Origin of the sequence: Winogradskyella sp. HB-48 (assembly GCF_049942685.1) — a bacterium.
Taxonomy (GTDB): Bacteria; Bacteroidota; Bacteroidia; order Flavobacteriales; family Flavobacteriaceae; genus Winogradskyella.
Map to the genome: position 1 here is coordinate 1 of NZ_CP187934.1, position 24,653 is coordinate 24,653.

At 36.0% G+C, this 24,653-nt stretch carries 20 protein-coding genes and 2 rRNA genes; 15 read left to right on the plus strand and 7 right to left on the minus strand.

All coding sequences use genetic code 11. The annotated features are described in order from the left end of the window. The 4 genes from dnaA to ACPX19_RS00020 all read left to right on the plus strand — a co-directional run bounded on the left by dnaA (position 1) and on the right by ACPX19_RS00020 (position 4,077). On the plus strand, positions 1 to 1,428 hold the full coding sequence (dnaA, locus tag ACPX19_RS00005; protein ID WP_426430772.1) for a chromosomal replication initiator protein DnaA: 1,428 nt from the start codon (positions 1 to 3) through the stop codon (positions 1,426 to 1,428). A gap of 11 nt (positions 1,429 to 1,439) precedes the next feature. Next, the gene (locus ACPX19_RS00010) at positions 1,440 to 1,898 is read left to right on the plus strand and encodes a low molecular weight protein-tyrosine-phosphatase (protein WP_426430773.1); all 459 of its coding nucleotides are present in this window, start codon (positions 1,440 to 1,442) and stop codon (positions 1,896 to 1,898) included. Positions 1,899 to 1,967: 69 nt separating this feature from the next. After that, the gene (locus ACPX19_RS00015; protein WP_426430774.1) at positions 1,968 to 3,359 is read left to right on the plus strand and encodes a PQQ-dependent sugar dehydrogenase; all 1,392 of its coding nucleotides are present in this window, start codon (positions 1,968 to 1,970) and stop codon (positions 3,357 to 3,359) included. A 4-nt stretch (positions 3,360 to 3,363) separates the two neighbouring features. Beyond that, a complete protein-coding gene (locus ACPX19_RS00020; protein WP_426430775.1) occupies positions 3,364 to 4,077 on the plus strand; it encodes an SAM-dependent methyltransferase in 714 nt (237 codons plus the stop codon). Here the strand turns inward: ACPX19_RS00020 and ACPX19_RS00025 are convergent. From ACPX19_RS00025 to dapF, 5 genes are all read right to left on the minus strand, one after another. Then, a complete protein-coding gene (locus ACPX19_RS00025) occupies positions 4,074 to 4,730 on the minus strand; it encodes a peptidoglycan-binding protein LysM (protein ID WP_426430776.1) in 657 nt (218 codons plus the stop codon). The genes ACPX19_RS00020 and ACPX19_RS00025 overlap by 4 nt on opposite strands. A 117-nt stretch (positions 4,731 to 4,847) precedes the next feature. Then, positions 4,848 to 5,753, minus strand: a complete 906-nt coding sequence (locus ACPX19_RS00030; protein ID WP_426430777.1) for a DUF2279 domain-containing protein — start codon at positions 5,751 to 5,753, stop codon at positions 4,848 to 4,850. Positions 5,754 to 5,756: 3 nt separating this feature from the next. Continuing rightward, complete coding sequence (mltG, locus tag ACPX19_RS00035) at positions 5,757 to 6,800, minus strand: endolytic transglycosylase MltG (RefSeq protein ID WP_426430778.1); 1,044 nt, start codon at positions 6,798 to 6,800, stop codon at positions 5,757 to 5,759. Between the two features lie 3 nt (positions 6,801 to 6,803). Continuing rightward, positions 6,804 to 7,328, minus strand: coding sequence for a GNAT family N-acetyltransferase (locus tag ACPX19_RS00040; RefSeq protein WP_426430779.1), 525 nt, complete (start codon positions 7,326 to 7,328; stop codon positions 6,804 to 6,806). Continuing rightward, entirely contained in the window at positions 7,322 to 8,101 is a 780-nt protein-coding gene (gene dapF / locus ACPX19_RS00045) for a diaminopimelate epimerase (RefSeq protein WP_426430780.1), read from the minus strand. The genes ACPX19_RS00040 and dapF overlap by 7 nt, the downstream gene beginning before the upstream one ends. Positions 8,102 to 8,253: 152 nt before the next feature. Between dapF and ACPX19_RS00050 the strand changes: the two genes are divergently transcribed. From ACPX19_RS00050 to ACPX19_RS00100, 11 genes are all read left to right on the plus strand, one after another. Continuing rightward, positions 8,254 to 9,657 carry a trypsin-like peptidase domain-containing protein gene (locus ACPX19_RS00050; protein WP_426430781.1) on the plus strand — a complete coding sequence of 468 codons (1,404 nt, stop codon included), beginning with the start codon at positions 8,254 to 8,256 and terminating at the stop codon, positions 9,655 to 9,657. 139 nt (positions 9,658 to 9,796) lie between these two features. Then, a complete protein-coding gene (locus ACPX19_RS00055; RefSeq protein ID WP_426430782.1) occupies positions 9,797 to 11,245 on the plus strand; it encodes a glyceraldehyde-3-phosphate dehydrogenase in 1,449 nt (482 codons plus the stop codon). Between the two features lie 202 nt (positions 11,246 to 11,447). Then, positions 11,448 to 12,074, plus strand: coding sequence for a tRNA (guanine-N1)-methyltransferase (locus ACPX19_RS00060; protein WP_426430783.1), 627 nt, complete (start codon positions 11,448 to 11,450; stop codon positions 12,072 to 12,074). Positions 12,075 to 12,170: 96 nt separating this feature from the next. Beyond that, the gene (locus ACPX19_RS00065) at positions 12,171 to 12,677 is read left to right on the plus strand and encodes a hypothetical protein (RefSeq protein WP_426430784.1); all 507 of its coding nucleotides are present in this window, start codon (positions 12,171 to 12,173) and stop codon (positions 12,675 to 12,677) included. A gap of 79 nt (positions 12,678 to 12,756) precedes the next feature. After that, entirely contained in the window at positions 12,757 to 13,437 is a 681-nt protein-coding gene (gene trmD, locus ACPX19_RS00070; RefSeq protein ID WP_426430785.1) for a tRNA (guanosine(37)-N1)-methyltransferase TrmD, read from the plus strand. Positions 13,438 to 13,641: 204 nt separating this feature from the next. Further along, positions 13,642 to 13,992 (plus strand): 50S ribosomal protein L19, encoded by a 351-nt coding sequence (gene rplS / locus ACPX19_RS00075; RefSeq protein WP_426430786.1) that lies wholly within the window; start codon positions 13,642 to 13,644, stop codon positions 13,990 to 13,992. Between the two features lie 974 nt (positions 13,993 to 14,966). Continuing rightward, positions 14,967 to 17,186: an NADP-dependent isocitrate dehydrogenase gene (locus tag ACPX19_RS00080; protein ID WP_426430787.1), complete on the plus strand. Its 2,220-nt coding sequence runs from the start codon at positions 14,967 to 14,969 to the stop codon at positions 17,184 to 17,186. A gap of 111 nt (positions 17,187 to 17,297) precedes the next feature. Next, a complete protein-coding gene (locus tag ACPX19_RS00085) occupies positions 17,298 to 19,673 on the plus strand; it encodes a TonB-dependent receptor (RefSeq protein WP_426430788.1) in 2,376 nt (791 codons plus the stop codon). 2 nt (positions 19,674 to 19,675) lie between these two features. After that, positions 19,676 to 20,491, plus strand: coding sequence for a DUF4249 domain-containing protein (locus ACPX19_RS00090; RefSeq protein ID WP_426430789.1), 816 nt, complete (start codon positions 19,676 to 19,678; stop codon positions 20,489 to 20,491). Positions 20,492 to 20,516: 25 nt separating this feature from the next. Then, positions 20,517 to 21,329, plus strand: coding sequence for an N-acetylmuramic acid 6-phosphate etherase (murQ, locus tag ACPX19_RS00095; protein ID WP_426430790.1), 813 nt, complete (start codon positions 20,517 to 20,519; stop codon positions 21,327 to 21,329). Next, complete coding sequence (locus tag ACPX19_RS00100) at positions 21,319 to 21,555, plus strand: DUF6095 family protein (RefSeq protein WP_426430791.1); 237 nt, start codon at positions 21,319 to 21,321, stop codon at positions 21,553 to 21,555. The genes murQ and ACPX19_RS00100 overlap by 11 nt, the downstream gene beginning before the upstream one ends. A gap of 70 nt (positions 21,556 to 21,625) precedes the next feature. Here ACPX19_RS00100 and rrf read toward each other — a convergent pair. Both rrf and ACPX19_RS00110 read right to left on the minus strand, forming a co-directional pair. Further along, a 5S ribosomal RNA gene (gene rrf, locus ACPX19_RS00105) occupies positions 21,626 to 21,733 on the minus strand. Between the two features lie 88 nt (positions 21,734 to 21,821). Further along, positions 21,822 to 24,634: ribosomal RNA gene (locus tag ACPX19_RS00110) — 23S ribosomal RNA — on the minus strand. Positions 24,635 to 24,653 lie beyond the last annotated feature (19 nt).

A 24,653-nucleotide genomic window follows, 5' to 3' on the forward strand; every position in this document is an offset into this window, starting at 1 on the left:
ATGGAGATCACAGCGGAATCTGTATGGAGTAATTGTCTCGTTTTTATTAAAGATAATATACAACCCCAAGCCTACAAAACATGGTTTGAACCCATACAAGCTGTTAAACTTGCCGGTAATGCATTAAGCATTCAAGTACCAAGTAAATTCTTTTACGAGTGGCTAGAAGAGCATTATGTTAAAATTTTAAAAGTTGCCCTTACCAAAGAATTAGGTGATGATGCCAAATTGGTATACGTAATCAAAATGGAAAACACCTATGGCAATAAGCAACCTTTTACAGAAAAAATCCCAAGCTCTAATAGAACACCTGTAAAATCTCAAGAGGTTGATGTTCCATTTAACAACAAGAGTCCAGAGTTAAAGAATCCTTTTATCATTCCTGGTATAAGGAATGTAAAAATTGAGTCTCAACTTAATCCTAGTTATACTTTTGAAAATTTCTTAGAAGGTGATTCTAATCGTTTAGCTAGAAATGCAGGGATTGCTGTTGCTAACAAACCTGGCGGAACTTCTTTTAACCCGCTTTTGATTTTTGGTGGAGTTGGTTTAGGAAAAACACACTTGGCACATGCAATTGGCGTAGATATTAAAGATAAATATCCTGAAAAGACAGTTCTTTATATTTCTGCAGAAAAGTTTACACAGCAGTATATTGACTCAGTAAAAAAGAATAACAGAAATGACTTTATTCATTTCTATCAAATCATAGATGTTTTAATTATAGATGATGTACAGTTTTTATCTGGTAAAACAGGAACTCAAGATGTTTTCTTCCATATCTTTAATCATTTACATCAAAACGGAAAGCAAGTTGTTTTAACAAGCGATAAAGCACCTGTTGATATGCAAGATATTGAACAGCGCTTATTATCTCGTTTTAAATGGGGACTTTCTGCAGAGTTGCAAACTCCAGATTTTGAAACCAGAGTTTCTATTCTTAAAAACAAACTTTACAGGGATGGTGTAGAAATGCCAGACGAGATTATAGAGTATGTGGCTAAGCATATTAAAACAAACGTTAGAGAGTTAGAAGGTGCCATAATCTCATTAATTGCTCAATCTTCTTTCAATAAAAAGGAAATCACAATAAACCTAGCTAAGGATATTGTAGATAAGTTTGTGAAAAACACCAAGCGCGAAGTGTCTATAGATTATATCCAGAAAGTAGTTTCAGATTATTTCCAAATGGATGTTAGCACACTTCAATCCAAAACACGCAAGCGTCATATTGTACAAGCACGTCAGTTAGCCATGTTTTTTGCTAAAAAGTACACTAAAGCTTCCTTAGCGAGTATTGGTTCTCAAATTGGGCAACGAGACCACGCCACTGTATTACACGCTTGTAAAACGGTAGATAACCTCTCTTCTACTGATAAGCAATTCAGAAAATACGTTGAGGATTTATCCAAAAAATTATCGCTTTAAATTACTAAAACATGACTCGAATTTTAATGGTGTGCCTTGGCAATATTTGTCGTTCGCCATTAGCTCATGGCATTTTAGAGTCAAAACTCAACTCTTCTAAGTTTTATGTTGATTCTGCTGGTACAGCTGCATACCATGTTGGCCACCAACCAGACCATCGCTCATTAAAAGTTGCTAGAAGTAATGGTATAGATATCAGTCATCAAACCGCAAGACAGTTTAAAACTTCGGATTTTGATAGGTTTGACTATATCTATGCTATGGACGCATCAAACTATACTAATATTATCAGTTTGGCAAGAAATAATTCAGACATTGGTAAAGTGAAGTTGTTTTTAGAAGAAAACCCAAATATTTCTAATAAAAATGTACCAGATCCTTATTACGGAGATATGAGTGATTTTGAATATGTTTTCGATTTAATAGAGGCTACTTCAATAATTATAGCCAAAAGACTTCTTAAAGATTAGGCAGAAACCTCTAACCAATTCCTTGATTTTTCGTAACTTAGAAACGTTAACGCTTCCAAAATTAACGCTATGAAAAAACTAATTACCTTTTTTTGTGTCTCTTGTCTTACCTTTTGTTTTCCTCAAGATTTGGAATTAGAATCTTTTGCCTCAGGCTTCAATAGGCCTGTAAATATTAAACATGCTGGTGATGACAGGTTGTTTGTAGTAGAACAAGATGGTATTATAAAAATAGTAAACTCCGATGGAACCATTGAAACTACAAACTTTTTAGATATTGATGACCGAGTTAGGAGTATTGGGAATGAGCAAGGCTTATTGGGTTTAGCTTTTCATCCAGATTTTGCAACTAATGGCTATTTTTTTGTTAATTATACCAATAACTCAGGCGACACAGTAATTTCGAGATTCTCTAGAATTGGAGTAAGTCCCACCATTGCTGATCCAAATTCAGAATTAATAATCTTAACCTATTCTCAACCTTTTAGTAATCATAATGGAGGCGAACTACAATTTGGACCAGATGGTTATTTGTATATCTCTAGTGGAGATGGTGGCTCTGGTGGAGACCCACAAAACAATAGTCAAAATCTCAACAGCTTATTGGGCAAACTTTTAAGAATTGATGTTAATAATTCTTCAGCTTCAAACCCTTATGACATTCCTGCAGATAATCCTTTTGTTGGTGACGCAAATGCAAGAGATGAAATCTGGGCTTATGGTTTGCGCAATCCTTGGAAATTTTCATTTGACAGTATGAATAACGATTTATGGATTGCAGACGTAGGTCAAAATGCAAGAGAAGAAATTAATCAAGTAGCCTCAACTTCAGCTGGACTCAATTATGGCTGGAGATGTTATGAAGGCAACATCACCTACAATACGAGTGGTTGCCCAAGTAGCAGTACACTAACTTTTCCAGTATCAGAATATTCACATTCTGGCGGAAGGTGTTCAATTACTGGCGGCTATGTCTATAGAGGTTCTACTTATCCAAATATGGTAGGCACATATTTATTTGGAGATGTATGTACGCAAGAGATAGGATATTTAAAATTTGAAAATGGAAGTTGGAATTCAACTTTTGAAAGTTTCTCAGGTAATTGGGTAGCTTTTGGTGAAGATATTAATGGAGAGCTCTATGTGTCTAGTCTTGGAGGAAGTATTTTTAAAGTAACAGACTCTCTTCTTAGCATCGATGAGAATACACAAAATTCTATATTAATTTACCCAAATCCAGCAAATACTATTCTAAATATAGATTTTCATAATGGAGCTATCAACGAATCAACAATTATTGAAGTTTATGATACACAAGGAAAGTTAACAATGTCTATTTTAAAAGATAATAATGATACCTTTACAAGCATAAATATTTCAGACTTGAAAAGCGGCTTTTACATTCTTAAAATAAAGTCTGAAGATGGAAAAAAAATCACTCAAAAATTTGTGATAAACTAAAATTATGAGCTCAAAAGGTCAACTATACCTTATACCTACGAGACTTGGCGATAATCCTCCACTAGAAGTATTGCCAATTTCAATAAAAAAAGTAATAGAAAATATTGACTATTATATTGTTGAAAATGAAAAAACTGCTCGTCGCTTTATAAAACGTATTTCACCAAACAAATCTCAGCCTTCACTAAAGTTGAGCATACTCAACAAATACACAACTGAGGAAGAACGAAACACGTTTTTAAATCCGTGCTTAGAAGGCCATACCATTGGATTATTATCCGAAGCAGGTTGTCCAGCAATTGCAGATCCTGGTTCTGATATTGTGTGTTTAGCGCACAGCATGAATATAAAAGTAGTACCATTGGTCGGTCCTTCTTCTATAATACTAGCACTAATGGCCTCTGGCATGAATGGTCAAAGCTTTTGTTTTAATGGATATTTACCAATAGATAAAGCCGAGCGTAAAACCAAACTAAAAACCCTAGAACGTTTATCTTCTGAGCAGAATCAAGCCCAGATATTCATTGAAACACCTTACCGTAACATGAAAATGTTAGAGGATTTATCAAATGTATTACATCCTGATACTAGGGTCTGTGTAGCGTGCGACCTTACTTTACCTAGCGAGTTTATAAAAACACTACCAGCCAAAGATTGGAAACTCAATAAAGAAGATCTACATAAAAGGCCTGCTATCTTTATTGTTCAGAAAGGCTAGATTCTAGCTTTAGCTTTTTTATTTGGTTCAATAATAGAAGTATCGTAACCTGAAAACTTTTTCATGTAATACTTTACTGTAGATCCATAGGCATCAGAAAGATTATAATCGCCATAGCTACGTAAAAACTTTTTTACAGTACCAGGACCAGCTAAGTGTGCTGCAGCTAAAATCCCAGATTCAGTTACTTTTACACCAGCAATGTACTTTCCTTCAAAGCGCTTGATATCTTTTCTTAGAATCCATTTGTTTCGAGAAGCATTTGCCATAAATGCTTTTTCTTGTAATTCAGGATTATATAAGAAATGGTTTGGATTATAGACGCCTATTAATTTTAAAGTTTCAGCACCAAACTGATATTTTCCTAAATAACCCAAAGTATTTACTGTAAAATAATCTCCTCTAGATTCTTTAAAAGCTAAAGCTTCTTTAAAACCTTCAAAAGATTTGCCTAAATGAGGTGTAAATACATTAGAATTAGATAAATCTGAGCCTTCAGACATGGCTAAATCAGACTTAATATTGTAGTTTAAATCTAATCCGTCAGTAGAATACATTTCTGTATCTAAAGAGGAATTTGGGTAAAGTGCCAATGCAATTACAAAACAAATTGAAAATGGCAACATGTAATTCTTAACGCTATTTTTTATCATAACAGCCAATTTTTAACTGATAAAACTTTCCCCACAAGCATTTATCAAAATCGCGTGCAAATATACGAAATTTATTTAAATATTGAAAATCAACATATTAAGGTTTGTTAAAAGTCATTAATAGTAGATATAATGCACCTTTAACCTCCCATTACTATTTATTTCCAATGCCGGGAAAGGCACCTTAATTACGTTTAAAACATCAAAAATGGTTTTCAATAAGTGAGATTTTGTTTTAATTCTACTTAAATCTATGTCCAAGCTTAGGTAGTATTGCCTAATTCTATTTTGATTTATAAATAATGGATCTTCAGGTTCCCCCGTTAACATGCCATCTGCACCATAACCAAATGCTAAATTTAACCAACTTGGTAGGTAATCTGTTTTTAAGAACGAATTAATATTCGCACTTAACCAATATGTTTGCCCGTTATAGTCTTTTAAAAACTCTTCAGCTAATCCATCACCAAGTTTGTCTGGTCGTTCTTTTGCAAATCGAGTTTGGTGAAACGAGTATTTTAAAAGTATACGCTGTTCCCCCCACAATAATTCCTGACCAACAAAAAGTCCTGTACCAATGGTGTTAGCAGCCATATCCGTCCACGAAAATCCCCATTCTTCAGAAAAGCCATCCATGACTTCAACAGCGGTTAAGAAACCTAAGCCCAAACCAGAGCCATAAATGAGTTGTTCGTTTTTATCAACTCCTGCCCAATTGAAAGAATTAGCCCCTATTCTACCTAACTGATACGAAGAAAACACATGACCTAACTTATCCATCTGCAACCATTCGCCACTATCATTAATAGTTTTAAATTTTGAACGCGGATAATCTTCATACCACAACTGGTCTAATCCTATCAGTGCAGTAGTTGCTAATGAGATTTCAGAAATTACGACAGCATTTCTTCGTGACTTATTTAAAGTGTCACTTGGTTTTAAAAACTGATTAACTTTTGATTGTGCAAAAAGAGATCCCATAACACAAAACAAAAGAATGATATGCGTTATGGAATACTTCAAGCCTTAACGGTTAATCCCTTGAGAAGATAAATACCTATGATATTCTCTAGCATTATTATTATGCTGTGCTAACGTTTTAGCAAACTTGTGATAACCCAAGCGTTTTGCATCGGCAGCAAAATAAAGATAATTGTGTTTTTCAGGATTCAAAACCGCCTTTATTGCTGACAGATCTGGCATGGCAATAAGTCCTGGAGGTAAACCAGCATTTTTATAAGTATTGTATGGTGAATCAATTTCTTTATGAATATTAAGTACGCGACGTATTACTGTATCCTTGTATTCTGGCAATTGATATGCCGCAAACTTTAATGTAGGGTCAGCATCCAATCGCATTCCAATTCTCAATCTATTTAAGTAAACACCAGCTACTCTAGGTTGCTCATCGGCCTGCTTAGACTCTTCATGAACGATTGATGCCAAAGTCATGACTTCATCTGGTGATAAGTTTAGTTGCTTTGCTTTTTCTAGTCTGGCATTGTTCCAAAAGCGATGATACTCTTTCAACATTTTATCTCTAAACTCTTCAGCGGAAGTATTCCAAAAAAATTCATACGTATCTGGCAAATACATACCTAAAGCAGTAGCTTTTGTAAATCCATTTGTATCCAAGAAATCTTTATCTGTCATTGCTTTCAGCAATGATAAACTATCGGCTTCAATCTGAGTGCTAATTCTTCCAGCCAAATCTTCTAAACTATGTTGATTGTTGAAAGCAATTTTTATAGGTAAGTTTTTGCTTCGAATGGAATTAATAATCTCGTTATTATTCATTCCTTTTGAAATGGGAAATCTACCAGCTTTTATGTTAGATGTATACTTTTTCTGCTTAGCTAAAGCATCAAACGAACCCATATCTTTTAATAAAGGTTCTAGTTGTTGTCTCACCTGAGTGTAATTGGCATTGGTAGGTACATAAACATATTCTGTTTCGGTTTCAAACTTTGTGTTTGGTTGAAACATAGCTCCATAAATATAATAGGCGATCACTCCAAAAATCACCAATCCAATTAAGGCCACTGCCCACAGTATCTTTTTTATATACATATATTAGTTATTAATACGCTGTAACATGTATTCGTTTGAAAATTGTTGACCATCAAAACTCCAATCTTCTTTTAGTCCTATTCTTTTGAAGCCATTTTTCTCAAATAATCTCAAACTAGCCCCATTAGTTTCTAAAACATTGGCATAAACCTGATGCAAATGAAGGGATTTAAAGCAATAATTCACTAATAAATCTAAAGCCTCTTTGCCATAGCCTTTGTAACGATTTGCTTCATCTTTTATTAAAATACCAATACCTGCACGTTTATTTTTAACATCAAAGTCAAATACATCTATCAAACCAATTGTTGTTTCGTCTTTGGTGCAAATAGCCAATCGAAGTTGTTTTGCTTCAAAAATATCCTGTTGTGCATTTTCAAGATATTGCTTTAATGTAAATCTTGAATATGGTGTCTGAGTATCGCTTAAAGCCCATAGCGATGTATCATTTTCAATCTCATACACAAAATCGAGATCCTCAGGTTCCAAAGCTCGTAAATAGATATGTTCCCCTTTTAAACTTACCATTCTATTTCACCTTTAAAAACCTGTTCAGCTGGGCCAATAAGCCAAATATCTTCATATCCATCAGCACTATTGGTAAAATGTACCATAAGTTCTCCACCTTCTACTTTTAGTTCAATTTGATTATCTGTCGTTTTATTAATCTTGTGCATCGCCAATGCTACAGCAGTTACACCAGTGCCACAGGATAAGGTTTCATCCTCTACTCCACGTTCGTATGTCCTCACTGCAAATCGATTATCTGCCAACTGTTCTACAAAATTTACGTTACTACCCGTTTCATTATATGGTTTACTATATCTAATTACAGACCCTCTAGATTTTACGTCCAAAGCTTCAATGTTAGAAACCATTTCTACATGGTGTGGTGATCCTGTATCTAAGAATAAATGGTTTTCAAACACATCAATCATATTTACATTTTGCATTTTTAAATGAACTATATCGCCTTCAATTTTAGCTTTATGCAAACCATCTATTGCTAAAAATTCAGTTTCATTTTTAATAATGTCCAAAAACCTTGCAAAGGCCACTATGCAACGCCCACCATTACCACACATGGTACTTTCGTTACCATCAGAGTTATAATACACCATCTTAAAATCTGAAGATGTGTCATTTTCTAAAAGAATAAATCCATCTGCACCAATGCCAAAACGTCTGTCGCACAACTCTGCAATGCGTTTGGTATTGTTTTTGTCTATTTGTTGTAAACGATTATCAACGATGATAAAGTCGTTTCCGGTGCCTTGATATTTGTAAAATGTCATCATCATAACTGTCGCACAAATATAAGAATAATAGACCGTATAGAGTGATGTTAAAAGGCAGTTAAAGTTGACGTTAAATAGTCGTTAAAATGAAAATTAACATTCAATATATATCTAAATTTAAACGTTAAATAAGAAAACTTAAATCCTGAAAAATTATGAAGAAGATTCTAACTTTAGTCAGTGTTTCGGTATTGGGTGGTCTGATAACCTTAGGTGGTTATAAGCTTTTTATTGAAGAAGAACAACCAGAGCAATTAGCCGTAGAGCAGGTTTCTGACTTACCTATATATGTACCAACAAACACAACAATTAATAATACAGCTGCACTAACACCAAACTTTGTTGATGCTGCAGAAAAATCCTTAGATGCTGTAGTACACGTTAAGAATACAGCCATAGTTTCTGCTCCGGCAACTATGAGTGATTACTTTTTTGGAAGAACGCAACCTCGTGCCCAAGTAGGTACTGGTAGTGGAGTTATTATTTCACCAACAGGTTATATTGTAACCAACAACCACGTTATCCAAAATGCCAACGAAATCAGCATCACACTTAATAACAATAAAACCTATATGGCTGAATTAGTTGGCACAGATGAAGCTACTGACATTGCCTTGATAAAAATAGAAGCTGACGAAGACTTGCCATTCTTAGCCTTTGGCGATTCCGATAATGCAAAAATTGGAGAATGGGTTTTAGCTGTTGGCAATCCTTTTAATTTGAATTCTACAGTGACTGCTGGAATTATAAGTGCAAAATCAAGAGACTTAAGTGGACAAAATACCCAGTCATTCATTCAAACTGATGCTGCTGTAAATCCAGGAAACTCAGGTGGTGCTTTAGTGAATACTAATGGAGATTTAATAGGAATCAATACTGCTATCTCGTCTCGTGACGGTTCTTACATAGGCTACTCATTTGCTGTACCTAGTAACATAGCACGGAAGATTGTAAACGATATAATGGAGTATGGCAATGTACAAAACGGCATCCTTGGAGTTGTAGGAGGTGCATTGAATAGTAAAGCTGCTGAAGAACTAGGCACTAATATTACAGAAGGATTTTATGTAAGTGATGTTACCGAAGATACTGGATCCGAAAAAGCTGGTATTAAACCTGGAGACATCATTAAGAAAATTGATAATGTAGAAATCAACAAGTTCTCGGACTTATCAGGCTACTTAAAAACCAAAAGCCCTAATGATGTGGTTAATGTTACACTCATTAGAGATGGTAATGAAGAAATAGTACCTGTAACTTTATTAAGACCGTCAACCACAATTTTACAACCTATTGGTTACCTAAAGAATGCTTCAAAAGAAGAACTAAAGAAATTTGACATTGATTATGGTGTGAAAATTTCTGAATTCAATGATAATTATAAATCCGATTGGTACAATGCTGGTGTGGAAGAAGGCAGTATTGTAACAAAAATAAATGGAAAAAAATTATACTCAGTAGATGATGTACAAACTGCTGTTAAAACAAGAGGGTACAATAAACCACTCCTTGTAGAAGTAATAAATAAAAATGGAGAAAAAGTAATTTATCGACTATAGATAAAAACCCTAAAATCAGTTTAAAACACCCTTCAAAGTACAATTCTTTGAAGGGTGTTTATTTTCGGTAAAAAGTGTTACGAAAACGTTTGAAATATGTATTTTTGCGCAAAATCTAAAAACACTAAACCAATAAAAAATGGGTTTTAACGACACTTACGAAAAAGAGTTAGCGTTTCAAGCAGACCGTCGCAGAGCAACGGTTGAATTCATTAAAACAGTGAGCGACCTTTGGTACGACAATTCCATCGAGCTTGTTTTGTTCAGAAATCAATTAATTGATAGAAAAGTGAGCGAAATCTTAAATCTGCACGAATATGCAGGTGAATTTGTTCAAAAACCAATTTCAATCTTTGATTCTGTTGAAATCGCTCAGGCTATCAAAAAACTAAACTTACCACCTGCTAAGTTAGACATAGGTAAGCTTACTTATGAATACCACTTAGAAGATCAGAAGTACAGCAATGCTACGGCTTTTGTAGCGGCTAAATTAAAGGATGCTAGTAAATCTAAGGAGTTAGAGCCTAAAGATGTCATTCTTTATGGTTTTGGTAGAATTGGCAGACTCGTAGCACGAGAACTAATGACACGTACTGGCAAAGGCAACCAACTACGATTAAGAGCTATTGTAACTCGTGGTGAGATTAATGAAACCGTATTAGAAAAGCGTGCTTCTTTACTAAGAAATGATTCGGTACACGGAGATTTCTCTGGTACAGTTAGCGTAGATGTTAAGAATAGTGCATTAATTGTTAATGGCACTACCGTTAACATCATTTCTGCCAATGCACCAGAAGATATAGATTACACCAAATACGGTATCAAAAATGCCTTAGTGATTGATAATACTGGATCTTTTAGAGATGATAAAGCATTGGGAAGACACCTCAAATCTAAAGGTGTAGAGAAAGTTCTATTAACTGCACCAGGAAAAGGTGTACCAAATATTGTGCATGGTGTTAACCACTTAGACCACGATCCTGATAAAGTAAAGATTTTCTCTGCGGCATCTTGTACTACAAATGCCATTACACCAGTTTTAAAAGCTGTTGAGGATTCTTTTGGTGTAAAATCTGGCCACCTAGAAACCATTCACGCCTATACTAATGACCAAAACTTAGTAGACAATTTCCACAAAAAATACAGACGTGGTAGAGCCGCTGGTCTTAATATGGTCATTACAGAAACAGGTGCTGGTCAAGCAGTGAGTAAAGCATTACCGTCTTTAGATGGAAAATTGACTTCTAACGCTATTAGAGTTCCTGTGCCTAATGGTTCTTTAGCAATTCTGAATTTAAATTTAGAAAAAGAAACCTCTGTTGAGAGCATCAATACGATCATGAAGAAATACGCTCTTGAAGGTGATCTAGTAGAGCAAATTAAATATGAAATGAGTGACGAGCTAGTATCTAGCGATATTATTGGTAGCTCAGCGCCTTCCATCTACGATAGTAAAGCAACCATTGTAAGAGCAGATGGTAAAAACGCCATTTTATATGTTTGGTATGATAATGAATATGGGTACAGCCATCAGGTAATAAGGCTTGCGAAATATATTTCTAAGGTAAGACGTTATACTTACTATTAGAATCTTTTGAAAAGGGAAAAAGAAAAAATCTTGTCGTTTGGCAAGATTTTTTTCGTTTTAAAACATCCAAATTATTATCAAGAGCGTATATCAACTGTTGAGTAAAATTGATGGTATTTTTGTTTAATTATTTATAAAGCAAATGCATATAAAATCATTATCTTGGCACCTAAATAAACAAATCAACCAAAAAAATTACACTATGAAGTTTTTAGCTAAAGTCACTGTAGTTCTTATAGTTACCTTTACCCTACAAACCATAACTGCACAAACCCAACAAGATGACGCTGATGATGAACTGTCGTTAGATAGTGGTAACATAGATAGCCAATTTGAATATGTTTTTAGAAAATCCGGAAACTTTAAAGGCACTAATGGACAACCTTACGAAGCTGTAAAACAAGCTTGGTTACTAAAATTAAAAGCTAACGTTTTAGATTCACTAAAGACTACCTATAAAGATTTAGCCGATTCTGAAGCAATGGTTGCCAATCAGGCAAGAGAAATAGATGATCTAAAAGCTAAACTTGATAACACACAAACGACCTTAAACGAAACCAACGAAGAAAAGAACAATATGGCATTTTTGGGAATGCAAACCAGCAAAACCAATTATAATGTTATTATGTGGACTATCATCGCTGCACTTACTGCGTTGTTATTGTTCTTTATATACAAGTTTAAAAACAGCAACTCACTTACCAAAGATGCCAAGCACAAGCTCGAAGAAGTAGAAAGCGAGTTTGAGGAGCACAGACGCAACGCTTTAGAACGTGAACAAAAAGTAAGACGCCAACTTCAAGATGAGTTGAATAAGAATAAGGCTTAGAAATTACCTTCTAATAAAATATTGAAAATCCGCAATTAGTATTGCGGATTTTTTATTTTTAGTTAAATTTAATTAGCCTACATTCTTTGTAAAAAAATGGAAAACCTAATCAATTCGATAAAACAATCATTAGAGAATAGAAATTGGTATGCTGCTTTGACATTAGCATTGACATTACCAGATATTGCTGGTAAAATTGAGTATCCCACCCAAAGATCTTCTCGAAACAGATATTGCGAATGGTTTGATAATTACATTCTTGACTATTACACAGCCAAAGTTGGACCTGAAAAAACCGAGATTATTTTTTTATCAGGGAGAGACTGTTATGCATTACGCTGTGCATATCTTCATGAAGGAAATTCGGAGATAACAGGTCAGAGCGCTAGAGATGTTCTTGATGATTTTCAATTCGTTGCACCTATTGAGAAAAATTCAATAGTTCTACACAATAATAGAATTCATGACAAATTACAATTGCAAGTAGATATATTCTGCAATGATATTATTAATGGGATAAACAATTGGGTTGCTACCAATTCTGATGATGGAAGAAAATTAGAACAATTAAATAATTTTTTAACCATATACGAAATCAAATAACAAAATTTAATCATGTAAATAATTTGTATAAATCGAATCCCTATTTTAACCCTACCTTTGCATTCCATTTAGAAACACCATGCGCATAGATATCATCACCGTTTTACCAGAACTTTTAAAAAGTCCGTTTGAAGCTTCTATACTTAAACGTGCCATAGAAGCAGATTTGGTAGAAGTTCATTTTCATAACCTTAGAGATTATACCACAGATAATTATAAATCTGTGGACGATTACCAATTTGGTGGTGGAGCTGGTATGGTTATGATGATAGAGCCTATAGATAAATGTATATCAGGTTTACAAGCAGAGCGCAACTACGATGAGATCATATACATGACACCAGATGGCGAGCGTCTTAACCAAAGCATAGCCAATCAAGTATCACTAAAAGAAAACATCATTATACTTTGTGGCCATTATAAAGGTGTAGATCAACGTGTGCGCGATAAATTTATCACCAGAGAAATCTCTATTGGAGATTATGTGTTATCTGGTGGTGAGTTAGGTGCAGCTGTGCTGTGCGATGCTGTTATTAGATTAATACCTGGTGTTTTGGGTAATGAGACTTCTGCCCTAACCGATTCGTTTCAGGATAATTTATTAGCACCACCTATATATACAAGACCACGAGAATATAAAGGTATGAAGGTACCAGATGTATTATTTAGTGGTAATTTTGGTGAAATAGAAAAATGGTGCGAAGAACAAGCTTATCAACGTACCAAAGAAAGACGACCAGACCTTCTCAATGACGAATGATTAATGTTGAATTACTAATGGCTAATGGCTAACGAATAAACAACTACACAATTAAACGACTAAACGATTAAACATAGAGCAAAAAACTTTTCACTTTCTACTTTCTACTTTTAACTTTTTAATTATCTTTGCACCCACTTTTGGATTAACCTCTGGCGAAAACCGTGAATGTTGATTTGAAACAACCATAACAAAAGAGAAAACATGGATTCTTTAGTAAAATTTGTACAAGACGAATTTGTAACCAAAAAAGACTTACCAGAATTTAGCGCTGGTGATACTATCACAGTATACTACGAAATTAGAGAAGGTGATAAAGTAAGAACACAGTTCTTTAAAGGTGTTGTATTACAACGCAAAGGAAGTGGAGCTTCAGAAACTTTTACAATCCGTAAAATGTCTGGTACTGTTGGTGTAGAGCGTATCTTCCCAATTAACTTACCAGCTTTACAAAAAATTGAAGTGAATAAGCGTGGTAAAGTACGTAGAGCACGTATATTCTACTTTAGAGGTCTTACTGGTAAAAAAGCAAGAATTAAAGAAGTTAGAAGATAATCTAACACACATAACATTAGAAAAGCCTTCAGTATTGAAGGCTTTTTTAGTTATTAACTTTTGTTGATAAGTACGGTTTATAAATTGTGCATATCTAAATTGTTAAAAAATTTGAATTTTCGCATTATAAATATACTTTAGCTAAACAATTAATAACAAACAGTGTTTGGTTTTGAAAGAAATTTTGAATTTATGTCAATTGTATTAAAGTAACGTTCTTTAAAATAATAAGATTGTTTTTTGAGGTTGGCGAACCGCTTGTGTAGGCAAGTGTTGGATAGTTAATCATGAAGTTTAAGCCTTATAGTATGCTTGCAGATTATAGGGAGTAAGTGGAAAGCTTTGAAAAAGTAGCGGAAGCGAAAGTGAACGTGAAAAGGATGAGCAATGTTTTTGGACGTATAGGACGCGAAAGTGAAGAATAAAGAAGAAAACATCAAGAAAAACAAATCTTATGAAACTTAGTAGTATCAGGTCAATACATTTTGAAAGATATGAAACGTTTCACTTGAAGTAGGAACACTTGAACCGAAAAGGATGATGATGAAAATCATACAGCCGAGTTAGTAAAAGCTAAATAGGTCACGTTAGTACTATTTCAAAAAGAAGCCATGTCAGAACAGTTTTACTGTAGTGATATGGCTTTTTGCTTTTATAAACTTAAAACTATACTTGTCACTTCGAGTGAAACTCTTATGGAATTTTGTATCGAGAAGTAGACCAGTGTTATGAATTTTATTGTTTTTTAATACAAATTTCACGCTTTATTTTCAAAAAATAACCTTGAAGGTCTTCTAAATATCTTCAAAATAAAGATTAAATAAAAAAATTATCCGTTTAAGGATTTTACTCAAGAATTCCTCAAAATTCACCCTCAATTACTAGCAATCTCACAATCGCTAAACTATATCTATTTTGTATATTTGCACAGCTTAAAAATAAGCTAAGCATATTCACTTTATATTTAACAACCTATGACCAAAATAGCAAAGATTGTTTATACAAAAACAGACGAAGCTCCAGCTTTAGCAACACGTTCTTTTTTACCGATAGTTCAATCATTTACCAAATCTTCAGGTATCACTATTGAAACTAAAGATATTTCACTAGCAGCAAGAATTTTAGCTGTATTTCCCGATTATCTAACCGAAGAACAAAAAGTAGCAGATGCACTTACAGAATTAGGAGAATTAGCGAAAAAGCCAGAAGCTAACATTATAAAATTACCAAACATTAGTGCTTCTGTTCCTCAATTAGAAGCTGCAATTGAAGAACTTCAAGCTAAGGGATATAAAATTCCTGACTATCCAGATGAACCAAAAAACGATACCGAAAAAGAAATAAAAGCACGATATGACAAAGTTAAAGGTAGTGCTGTAAACCCAGTATTAAGAGAAGGAAACTCAGATAGACGCGCACCAAAGGCTGTTAAAAATTATGCTAAGAAAAACCCACACAGTATGGGAGCTTGGTCTTCAGATTCTAAAACGCATGTTGCCACAATGAATGAAGGAGATTTTGCGCATAATGAAAAATCCTACACCACTTCTGCTGCAACTACTGTGAAAATAGTTCATACAGATACAGAAGGAAATACAACTGTATTAAAAGATAACTTAGCATTACAAGCTGAAGAAATTATCGATGCTACCGTAATGAGCAAAAAGGCACTTTTAGAGTTCTTAGATAAAGAGATTAAAGATGCCAAAGCACAAGGCGTTTTAATGTCTTTACACATGAAAGCCACCATGATGAAAGTTTCTGACCCTATCATTTTTGGTCATGCGGTAAGAACCTATTTTAAGCCTGTTTTTGACAAACATGCGGATACTTTTAAGGAAATAGGTGTTGATGTAAACAACGGTTTTGGAAACTTATTAGAAAATCTTGAAGAATTATCAGAAGCAAAACGTAACGAAATCCAAGCTGATATTGATGCTGCTTTTAACGAAGGTCCTGACCTAGCTATGGTAAACTCAGACAAGGGTATAACCAACTTACACGTACCAAGTGACGTTATTATTGATGCTTCAATGCCTGCTATGATTCGTACTTCTGGCCAAATGTGGAATAAAGATGGTAAGCAGCAGGATACCAAAGCGATCATTCCTGATAGTAGCTATGCTGGTGTATATATAGCAACGATAGATTTCTGTAAAAAACACGGTGCTTTTAATCCTACTACAATGGGAACTGTACCAAATGTTGGTCTTATGGCTCAGAAAGCAGAAGAATACGGCTCTCATGATAAAACTTTTGAAATCGCTTCTAACGGAAAAGTAGAAGTTATAGATGCAAATGGAACGGTTTTAACAAGTCATAATGTTGAAGAAGGAGATATTTGGAGAATGTGCCAGGTCAAAGATGCACCTGTACAAGACTGGATTAAATTAGCGGTAACTCGTGCAAGAGCTTCTCAAACACCAGCAGTATTCTGGTTAAATGAAAACAGAGCTCACGATGCTGAATTAATTAAAAAGGTAAACAAATATCTACCTAATCACGATACAGAAGGATTGGACATCAGAATTCTTGATCCTGTAAAAGCAACTAATTTTACATTAGAGCGCATTAAAGATGGGAAGGATACAATATCCGTAACAGGAAATGTACTCCGTGATTATCTTACAGATTTATTCCCGATTTTAGAATTAGGAACTAGTGCAAAGATGCTATCAATTGTACCGTTAATGAATGGAGGTGGTTTATTTGAAACAGGTGCTGGTGGTTCTGCTCCAAAACATGTACAACAGTTTGTTGAAGAAAACCACTTAAGATGGGACTCTTTAGGTGAGTTTTTAGCACTTGCCGTTTCTCTAGATCATTTTGCTGAAGTTAACAACAATACTAAAGCGCGTATTTTAGGTGAAACTTTAGATAATGCTACTGAGAAATTATTAGAAAACAAAAAAGGACCTTCTCGCAAGGTAAACGAACTAGATAATAGAGGTAGTCACTTCTATTTAGCGTTATATTGGGCTGAAGCTTTAGCCAACCAAAATAAAGATAATGATTTAAAAGAAGAGTTTACTTCAATTTATAATGCACTTTCTTCTAAAGAAGAACAAATTGTTGCAGAACTTATAGATTGCCAAGGTAATCCAGTAAAAATAGATGGCTACTATTTTCCTAACGAAACACTAACAAGCAGTGCTATGCGACCTAGCAAAACACTAAATTCCATATTAAATTAAACTTTTGTTAAAAGGGCTTCATGAAAAAATGAAGCCTTTTTTATATCCTTAAATTTGTGTTACAAATGTTCAATTGAATCGTTTTTTGAAACAAATACCAACTAAGTAAATATGGCTATAACCTACAGAGTAACTCTATTCTTATTATGCTTTTTTCCGAGTATATTATTAGCTCAAGAAAAATTTACAATTAGCGGAACCATTACAGATGATAAAACCAATGAAACTTTGATAGGTGTCAACATTTTAATACCCGAAATTCAATCTGGTACAATGACTAATGAATATGGTTTCTATTCGATAACAATACCTGAAGGAACTTACTCCATTCAAATTAGTTATTTGGGTTTTAAAACCATAACAGAAACTGTAATTCTTAATACAAATACCACCAAAAATTTTCAGCTTCAAGAAGCCGCCGAAAGTTTAGATGAAGTCGTTATCACCGAAAATGTTGAACAGTTAAATATTAGAAAACCACAAATGAGCGTTAACGCTTTATCCATAAAAACAATAAAGCGAATGCCTGTTGTTTTGGGTGAAGTTGATGTCATCAAATCCATAACCCTTTTGCCAGGTGTAACCAATGCTGGCGAAGGTTCTTCGGGTTTTAATGTTCGAGGAGGTGCTGCAGATCAAAACCTTATTCTTTTAGATGAAGCAACCATATTTAATTCCTCGCATTTATTTGGTTTCTTTTCGGTTTTTAATCCAGATGCCATAAAAGACCTTAAACTCTATAAAGGTGGAATACCTGCAAAATACGGCGGACGTGTGTCTTCGGTACTAGATATCTATCAAAAAGAAGGAAACAGCAGTGAATTTCATATGAATGGAGGTATAGGTCTTATTTCGAGTCGTTTGCTCGCCGAAGGGCCTATAAAAAAAGATAAAGGCTCATTTTTGTTTGGAGGTCGTAGCAGTTACGCTCATTTGTTTATTCCACTTTTCGACCTAGATAACGTAGCCTATTTTTATGATTTAAATACTAAATTAAGTTATCGTTTAAATGATAGAAATAGTGTTTTCTTGTCTGGATATTTTGGAAGAGATGTGTTTAGCATACAAGATAGTTTTGAAAATACTTACGGAAACACCGTTGTAAATTTTAGGTGGAATCATTTATTTTCAGATAAATTATTTTCTAATGTGTCACTCATTTATTCAGATTATTATTACGGTTTAGACTTAAATTTTGTTGGCTTTGAGTGGGAATCTGGTATTAGAAATTTTAACATTAAATACGATTTAAAACATTATATAAGCAATAATTTTAAGTTAGAATACGGTCTAAACAGTATCTATTACAAATTCAATCCTGGTGAAATTAATCCAAACACTGAAGATTCTGGAATCAACCCATTTAAACTTATAGATAAATATGCGTTTGAAAATGCTGTGTATTTAGATGCAGAGCATAAACTAAGCAACAAATTCAGTCTAAGCTATGGTGCAAGATTCAGTACCTTTCATCGTTTAGGACAAGATGAATTGAATATTTACGAGAATGACAACCCTGTACTTTTCAACCAAGACTTGGGCATTTATGAAAAGGCTGAGCCGACAGGTACTGAATCTTTTAATAGAAGTGATGTAATTGAATCTTTTGCCAATATAGAACCGCGCTTTGCATTGGCATACCAATTGAATGATTTTTCGTCCGTAAAAGCTAGTTATAACAGAATGAGTCAGTATTTACATCTGCTATCAAATACCAGTTCACCGACACCATTGGATGTGTGGACACCAAGCGGAAAGTATATAAAACCGCAGTTACTAGATCAAATAGCTCTTGGTTATTTTAGAACATTTAAGGATAATGTATTTTCATTAGAGATAGAAACGTTCTATAAAACCATTCAGAATAGAATAGATTATATAGATGGCGCAGATCTCATTGCCAATAACGCCATTGAACAGGTGATTCTCAATGGTGAAGCTAGAGCTTACGGAATGGAAATTTTATTCAGAAAAAATGAAGGTCGACTAAAAGGATGGCTCGCCTATACCCTATCTAAATCCGAACAAAGAACACCTGGCAGAACATCCTTAGAAACAGGTATTAACAATGGAGAATGGTACAATACCCCTTTTGATAAAACCCACGATATATCACTAACGGCGAGTTATGACTTAAATAAAAAATGGAAATTTAGTTCTAATTTCATATTTCAGACAGGGCAGCCAGCAACTTTTCCAAATGGACAGTATGAGTATAATGGAATCGTAATTCCTAGTTATGAAAGTAGAAATTCCAGTAGATTACCATCGTATCACAGATTAGATCTTTCCGTGAATTATAATCCAAATCCAGAAAGTGAAAAACGTTTTAAAGGTGAATGGGTATTTGGTATTTATAATGTTTACAATAGACGAAATGCGGCCAATATAACATTTAGGGAAAATAGAATGTCCGGCACCAATGAAGCTGTTAGGTTAGCTATATTTGGTATTGTCCCTTCTATATCCTATAATTTTAAATTTTAACTATGAAAAGAATTGTAACATTACTGTTGTTTTTTGTTGTATTCACTAATTGTGAAGATGTCGTGGATGTAGATTTAAATACGGCTGAACCTCGATTAGTCATAGACGCATCAATAAACTGGTTTAAAAACACGGCCGGAAACGAACAAAGTATAAAGCTCAGCTTAACCGCACCCTTCTTTGAGGAATCTGTACCACCTGCAAACAATGCCGTTGTCGTTGTTACAGATAGTAATAATAATAGTTTCAATTTTATTGAAGACGGACAATCAGGTGTATATAGAAACAATAACTTTACACCTGTTATTGATGAAACGTACACTCTTACCATAATTTATAACGGTGAAACCTATGAGGCTACAGAAACCTTAAAATCCGTTGTTCCAATAGATTTTGTAGAACAAAATGATGAAGGTGGTTTTTCTGGCGAGGATATAGAGTTAAAGGCATTTTATACAGATCCTGCAAACATTGAAAATTATTATTTTTTTGAATTTCTAAGTGATATTGCTATAATCCCAACTTTAGAAGTGTATGAAGATCGCTTTACGGATGGCAATCAAATTTTCGGCTTTTATACTGAAGAAGATTTGGAAGCAAACGATATAGTAACCATCAGAAATTACGGTATTTCAGATCAATTCTATGATTATATGTTCATATTACTTCAACAAGGAAGTGAAGAAGGAGGTGGGCCGTTTGAAACCCAACCAGCCACTGTAAGAGGAAATTGTATTAATACTACAAATCCCGAAAATTTTCCTTTCGGTTACTTCAGACTGTCTGAAGTAGATGAAGTAATTTATACTATACAATAAGCTTGAAATTCTTTATTTTTATAATATGAATTTCGAAAAAACTACGGAAAAAGAATCTCACTATAATCATCTTGAAAAGATGACAATCAATGAGATTATTACTAATATTAACACTGAGGATAAAACAGTTCCATTAGCTGTAGAAAGAGCATTACCTCAAATTGAAGCCTTAATTGAAATTGTTGTAAAAAAACTAAAGGATGGTGGCCGTTTATTTTACATTGGTGCAGGGACAAGTGGAAGGTTAGGTATTTTAGATGCTTCTGAGTGTCCACCAACATTTGGGGTTTCTCAAGATTTGGTCATTGGTATAATTGCAGGTGGCGATACCGCTATAAGAAAAGCTGTTGAAAATGCAGAAGATTCACATATGCAAGGTTGGCAAGATTTAGAAGCATATCATATTTCGAGTAAAGACGTTGTTGTCGGAATTGCAGCTTCAGGAACTACGCCATACGTTATTAGTGCTTTAGAAAAATGCAATACCGAAAATATAGTAACTGGTTGCATTACGTGCAATAAAAATAGTCCTTTAAGCCTAAAGTCTAAATTTCCTATTGAAGTCATAGTTGGACCAGAATTTTTAACAGGTAGCTCAAGAATGAAAGCTGGCACAGCCCAAAAATTAGTCTTAAATATGATCACTACAACGACTATGATACAACTTGGACTTGTCAAAGGGAATAAAATGGTAGATATGCAGCTAAGCAATAATAAACTTGTAGATCGAGGTGTAAAAATGATCATGAATGAGTTGAATATTTCAGAGGAAGAAGCTCAAAATTTACTTCAAAAATACAAATCCGTAAGACATAGTATAGAACAATATGGAAAATAATGAAACTAATAAAGATGTTCTAAGAAAGGGCATTAAGCGTTTGGCTATTTGCTTAGTTTTGATGTTTCTTGGGCCTACGATGATCCATATTGCATTCAGTAATTATGAAAAACCTTTATATTATCCTATTCTAATCATAGGAATAACACTTTGCTTTGGTGCAATATCTATGCTATTTATTAGCTTAAATACCATCATGGACAGTATTTTTAAAAGAAAAAACTAAATTTCTTTTCAAATTAAAATTACCTTTTTAAAAACAAAAAAAGCCCTTACATATCTGTAAGGGCTTTCAAAAAAGGCGGCGACCTACTCTTCCACAAGTGCAGTACCATCGGCGCTAACGGGCTTAACTTCTCTGTTCGGAAAGGTAAGAGGTGAGCCCCGTCGCTATAACCACCTTAAATCTTTGTCCCGGACCTTGTCCAAGAACCAATATTGTTGACATATTGAAAAAATCACATGAATGCTTTACCTATAAAAAGAGCGGCGTACAATAAGCCTATGGGTTATTAGTACTACTCGGCTATGACATTACTGCCTTTACACCTGTAGCCTATCGACGTGGTCATCTTCCACGGCCCTTTAAAGAAATCTCATCTTGCGGTGGGTTTCGCGCTTATATGCTTTCAGCGCTTATCCCTTCCGAACGTAGCTACCCTGCAATGCCCCTGGCGGAACAACAGGTACACTAGAGGTTCGTCCAACTCGGTCCTCTCGTACTAGAGTCAGATCCACTCAAATTTCTAACGCCCACAGTAGATAGAGACCGAACTGTCTCACGACGTTCTGAACCCAGCTCGCGTGCCACTTTAATGGGCGAACAGCCCAACCCTTGGGACCTTCTCCAGCCCCAGGATGTGACGAGCCGACATCGAGGTGCCAAACCCCCCCGTCGATGTGAGCTCTTGGGGGAGATCAGCCTGTTATCCCCGGAGTACCTTTTATCCTTTGAGCGATGGCCCTTCCATGCGGAACCACCGGATCACTATGCTCTACTTTCGTACCTGATCGACCTGTATGTCTCTCAGTCAAGCCCCCTTATGCCATTGCACTCTGCGCACGGTTACCAAGCGTGCTGAGGGAACCTTTAGAAGCCTCCGTTACTCTTTTGGAGGCGACCACCCCAGTCAAACTACCCACCAAGCACTGTCCTTCTCCCGAAGTTAGACTCTAGATAAGCAAAGGGTGGTATTTCAACAATGACTCCACGACGCCTGGCGACGCCGCTTCAAAGTCTCCCACCTATCCTACACATTACTTATCCAAAGCCAATACTAAGCTATAGTAAAGGTTCACGGGGTCTTTTCGTCCCACTGCGGGTAATCGGCATCTTCACCGATACTACAATTTCACCGAGCTCATGGCTGAGACAGTGTCCAGATCGTTACACCATTCGTGCAGGTCGGAACTTACCCGACAAGGAATTTCGCTACCTTAGGACCGTTATAGTTACGGCCGCCGTTTACTGGGGCTTCATTTGAGATCTTCGAAGTAAACTTCTAAACCCTCCACTTAACCTTCCAGCACCGGGCAGGTGTCAGGCCCTATACATCATCTTTCGATTTAGCAGAGCCCTGTGTTTTTGATAAACAGTCGCCTGGACCTTTTCACTGCGGCCCATCCGGAGATGGGCGACGCTTCTCCCGAAGTTACGCGTCTATTTTGCCTAGTTCCTTAGCCATGAATCTCTCGAGCACCTTAGAATTCTCATCCCAACTACCTGTGTCGGTTTACGGTACGGGCTGCTTCACTCGCTTTTCTTGGAACCCCCTTCGCTGCATTATCACCTTGGCCGTAGCCTCAGTGTACTATTGCTTGCGCTTCAACGTACTATTCCGTCAGTACGCAGCAACCACGGAGATCCGTCACTTTTAACGTGAGCAGGTACGGGAATATTAACCCGTTGTCCATCCACTACCCCTTTCGGGTTCGCGTTAGGTCCCGACTAACCCTCAGCTGATTAGCATAGCTGAGGAAACCTTAGTCTTTCGGTGTGCGGGTTTCTCGCCCGCATTATCGTTACTTATGCCTACATTTTCTTTTGTAGCTTCTCCAGCATACCTCGCGGTACACCTTCGACGACACTACAATGCTCCCCTACCACTTTTTCAAGTCCATAGCTTCGGTAGTATGTTTATGCCCGATTATTATCCATGCCGAACCGCTCGACTAGTGAGCTGTTACGCACTCTTTAAATGAATGGCTGCTTCCAAGCCAACATCCTAGCTGTCTAAGCAGTTCAACCTCGTTTATTCAACTTAACATACATTTGGGGACCTTAGCTGATGGTCTGGGTTCTTTCCCTCTCGGACATGGACCTTAGCACCCATGCCCTCACTGCTGGTCATCATTTTATAGCATTCGGAGTTTGTCAGGAATTGGTAGGCGGTGAAGCCCCCGCATCCAATCAGTAGCTCTACCTCTATAAAACTAAACCAACGCTGCACCTAAATGCATTTCGGGGAGTACGAGCTATTTCCGAGTTTGATTGGCCTTTCACCCCTACCCACAGGTCATCCGAAGACTTTTCAACGTCAACCGGTTCGGGCCTCCACTATGTGTTACCACAGCTTCACCCTGCCCATGGGTAGATCACACGGTTTCGCGTCTACCACTACTAACTAAGCGCCCTGTTCAGACTCGCTTTCGCTACGGATCCGCACCTGAAGTGCTTAACCTTGCTAGCAACGGTAACTCGTAGGCTCATTATGCAAAAGGCACGCCGTCACGGACAAGTCCGCTCCGACCGCTTGTAAGCGTATGGTTTCAGGTTCTATTTCACTCCCTTATTCAGGGTTCTTTTCACCTTTCCCTCACGGTACTAGTTCACTATCGGTCTCTCAGGAGTATTTAGCCTTATCGGATGGTCCCGACAAATTCATACAGGGTTACACGTGCCCCGCACTACTCAGGATACTGCTATGGTTAATGATCTTTGCCTATACCGGGCTATCACCGTCTCTGGCCTGTCTTTCCAAACAGTTCTAGTTCATCACACAACCAATGTCGCAGTCCTACAACCCCAGCATTGCCGTAACAATACTGGTTTGGGCTATTCCGCGTTCGCTCGCCACTACTAGCGGAATCACTTTTGTTTTCTTCTCCTCCGGGTACTTAGATGTTTCAGTTCTCCGGGTTCGCCTCCTTTCGGATAACATGTCTTCAACATGCTGGGTTGCCCCATTCGGATATCTGCGGATCGATTTGTATGTGCCAATCCCCGCAGCTTTTCGCAGCTTATCACGTCCTTCATCGCCTCTGAGAGCCTAGGCATTCCCCATACGCTCTTGTTTAGCTTATTGTACTTTTGTCTTTTTAATG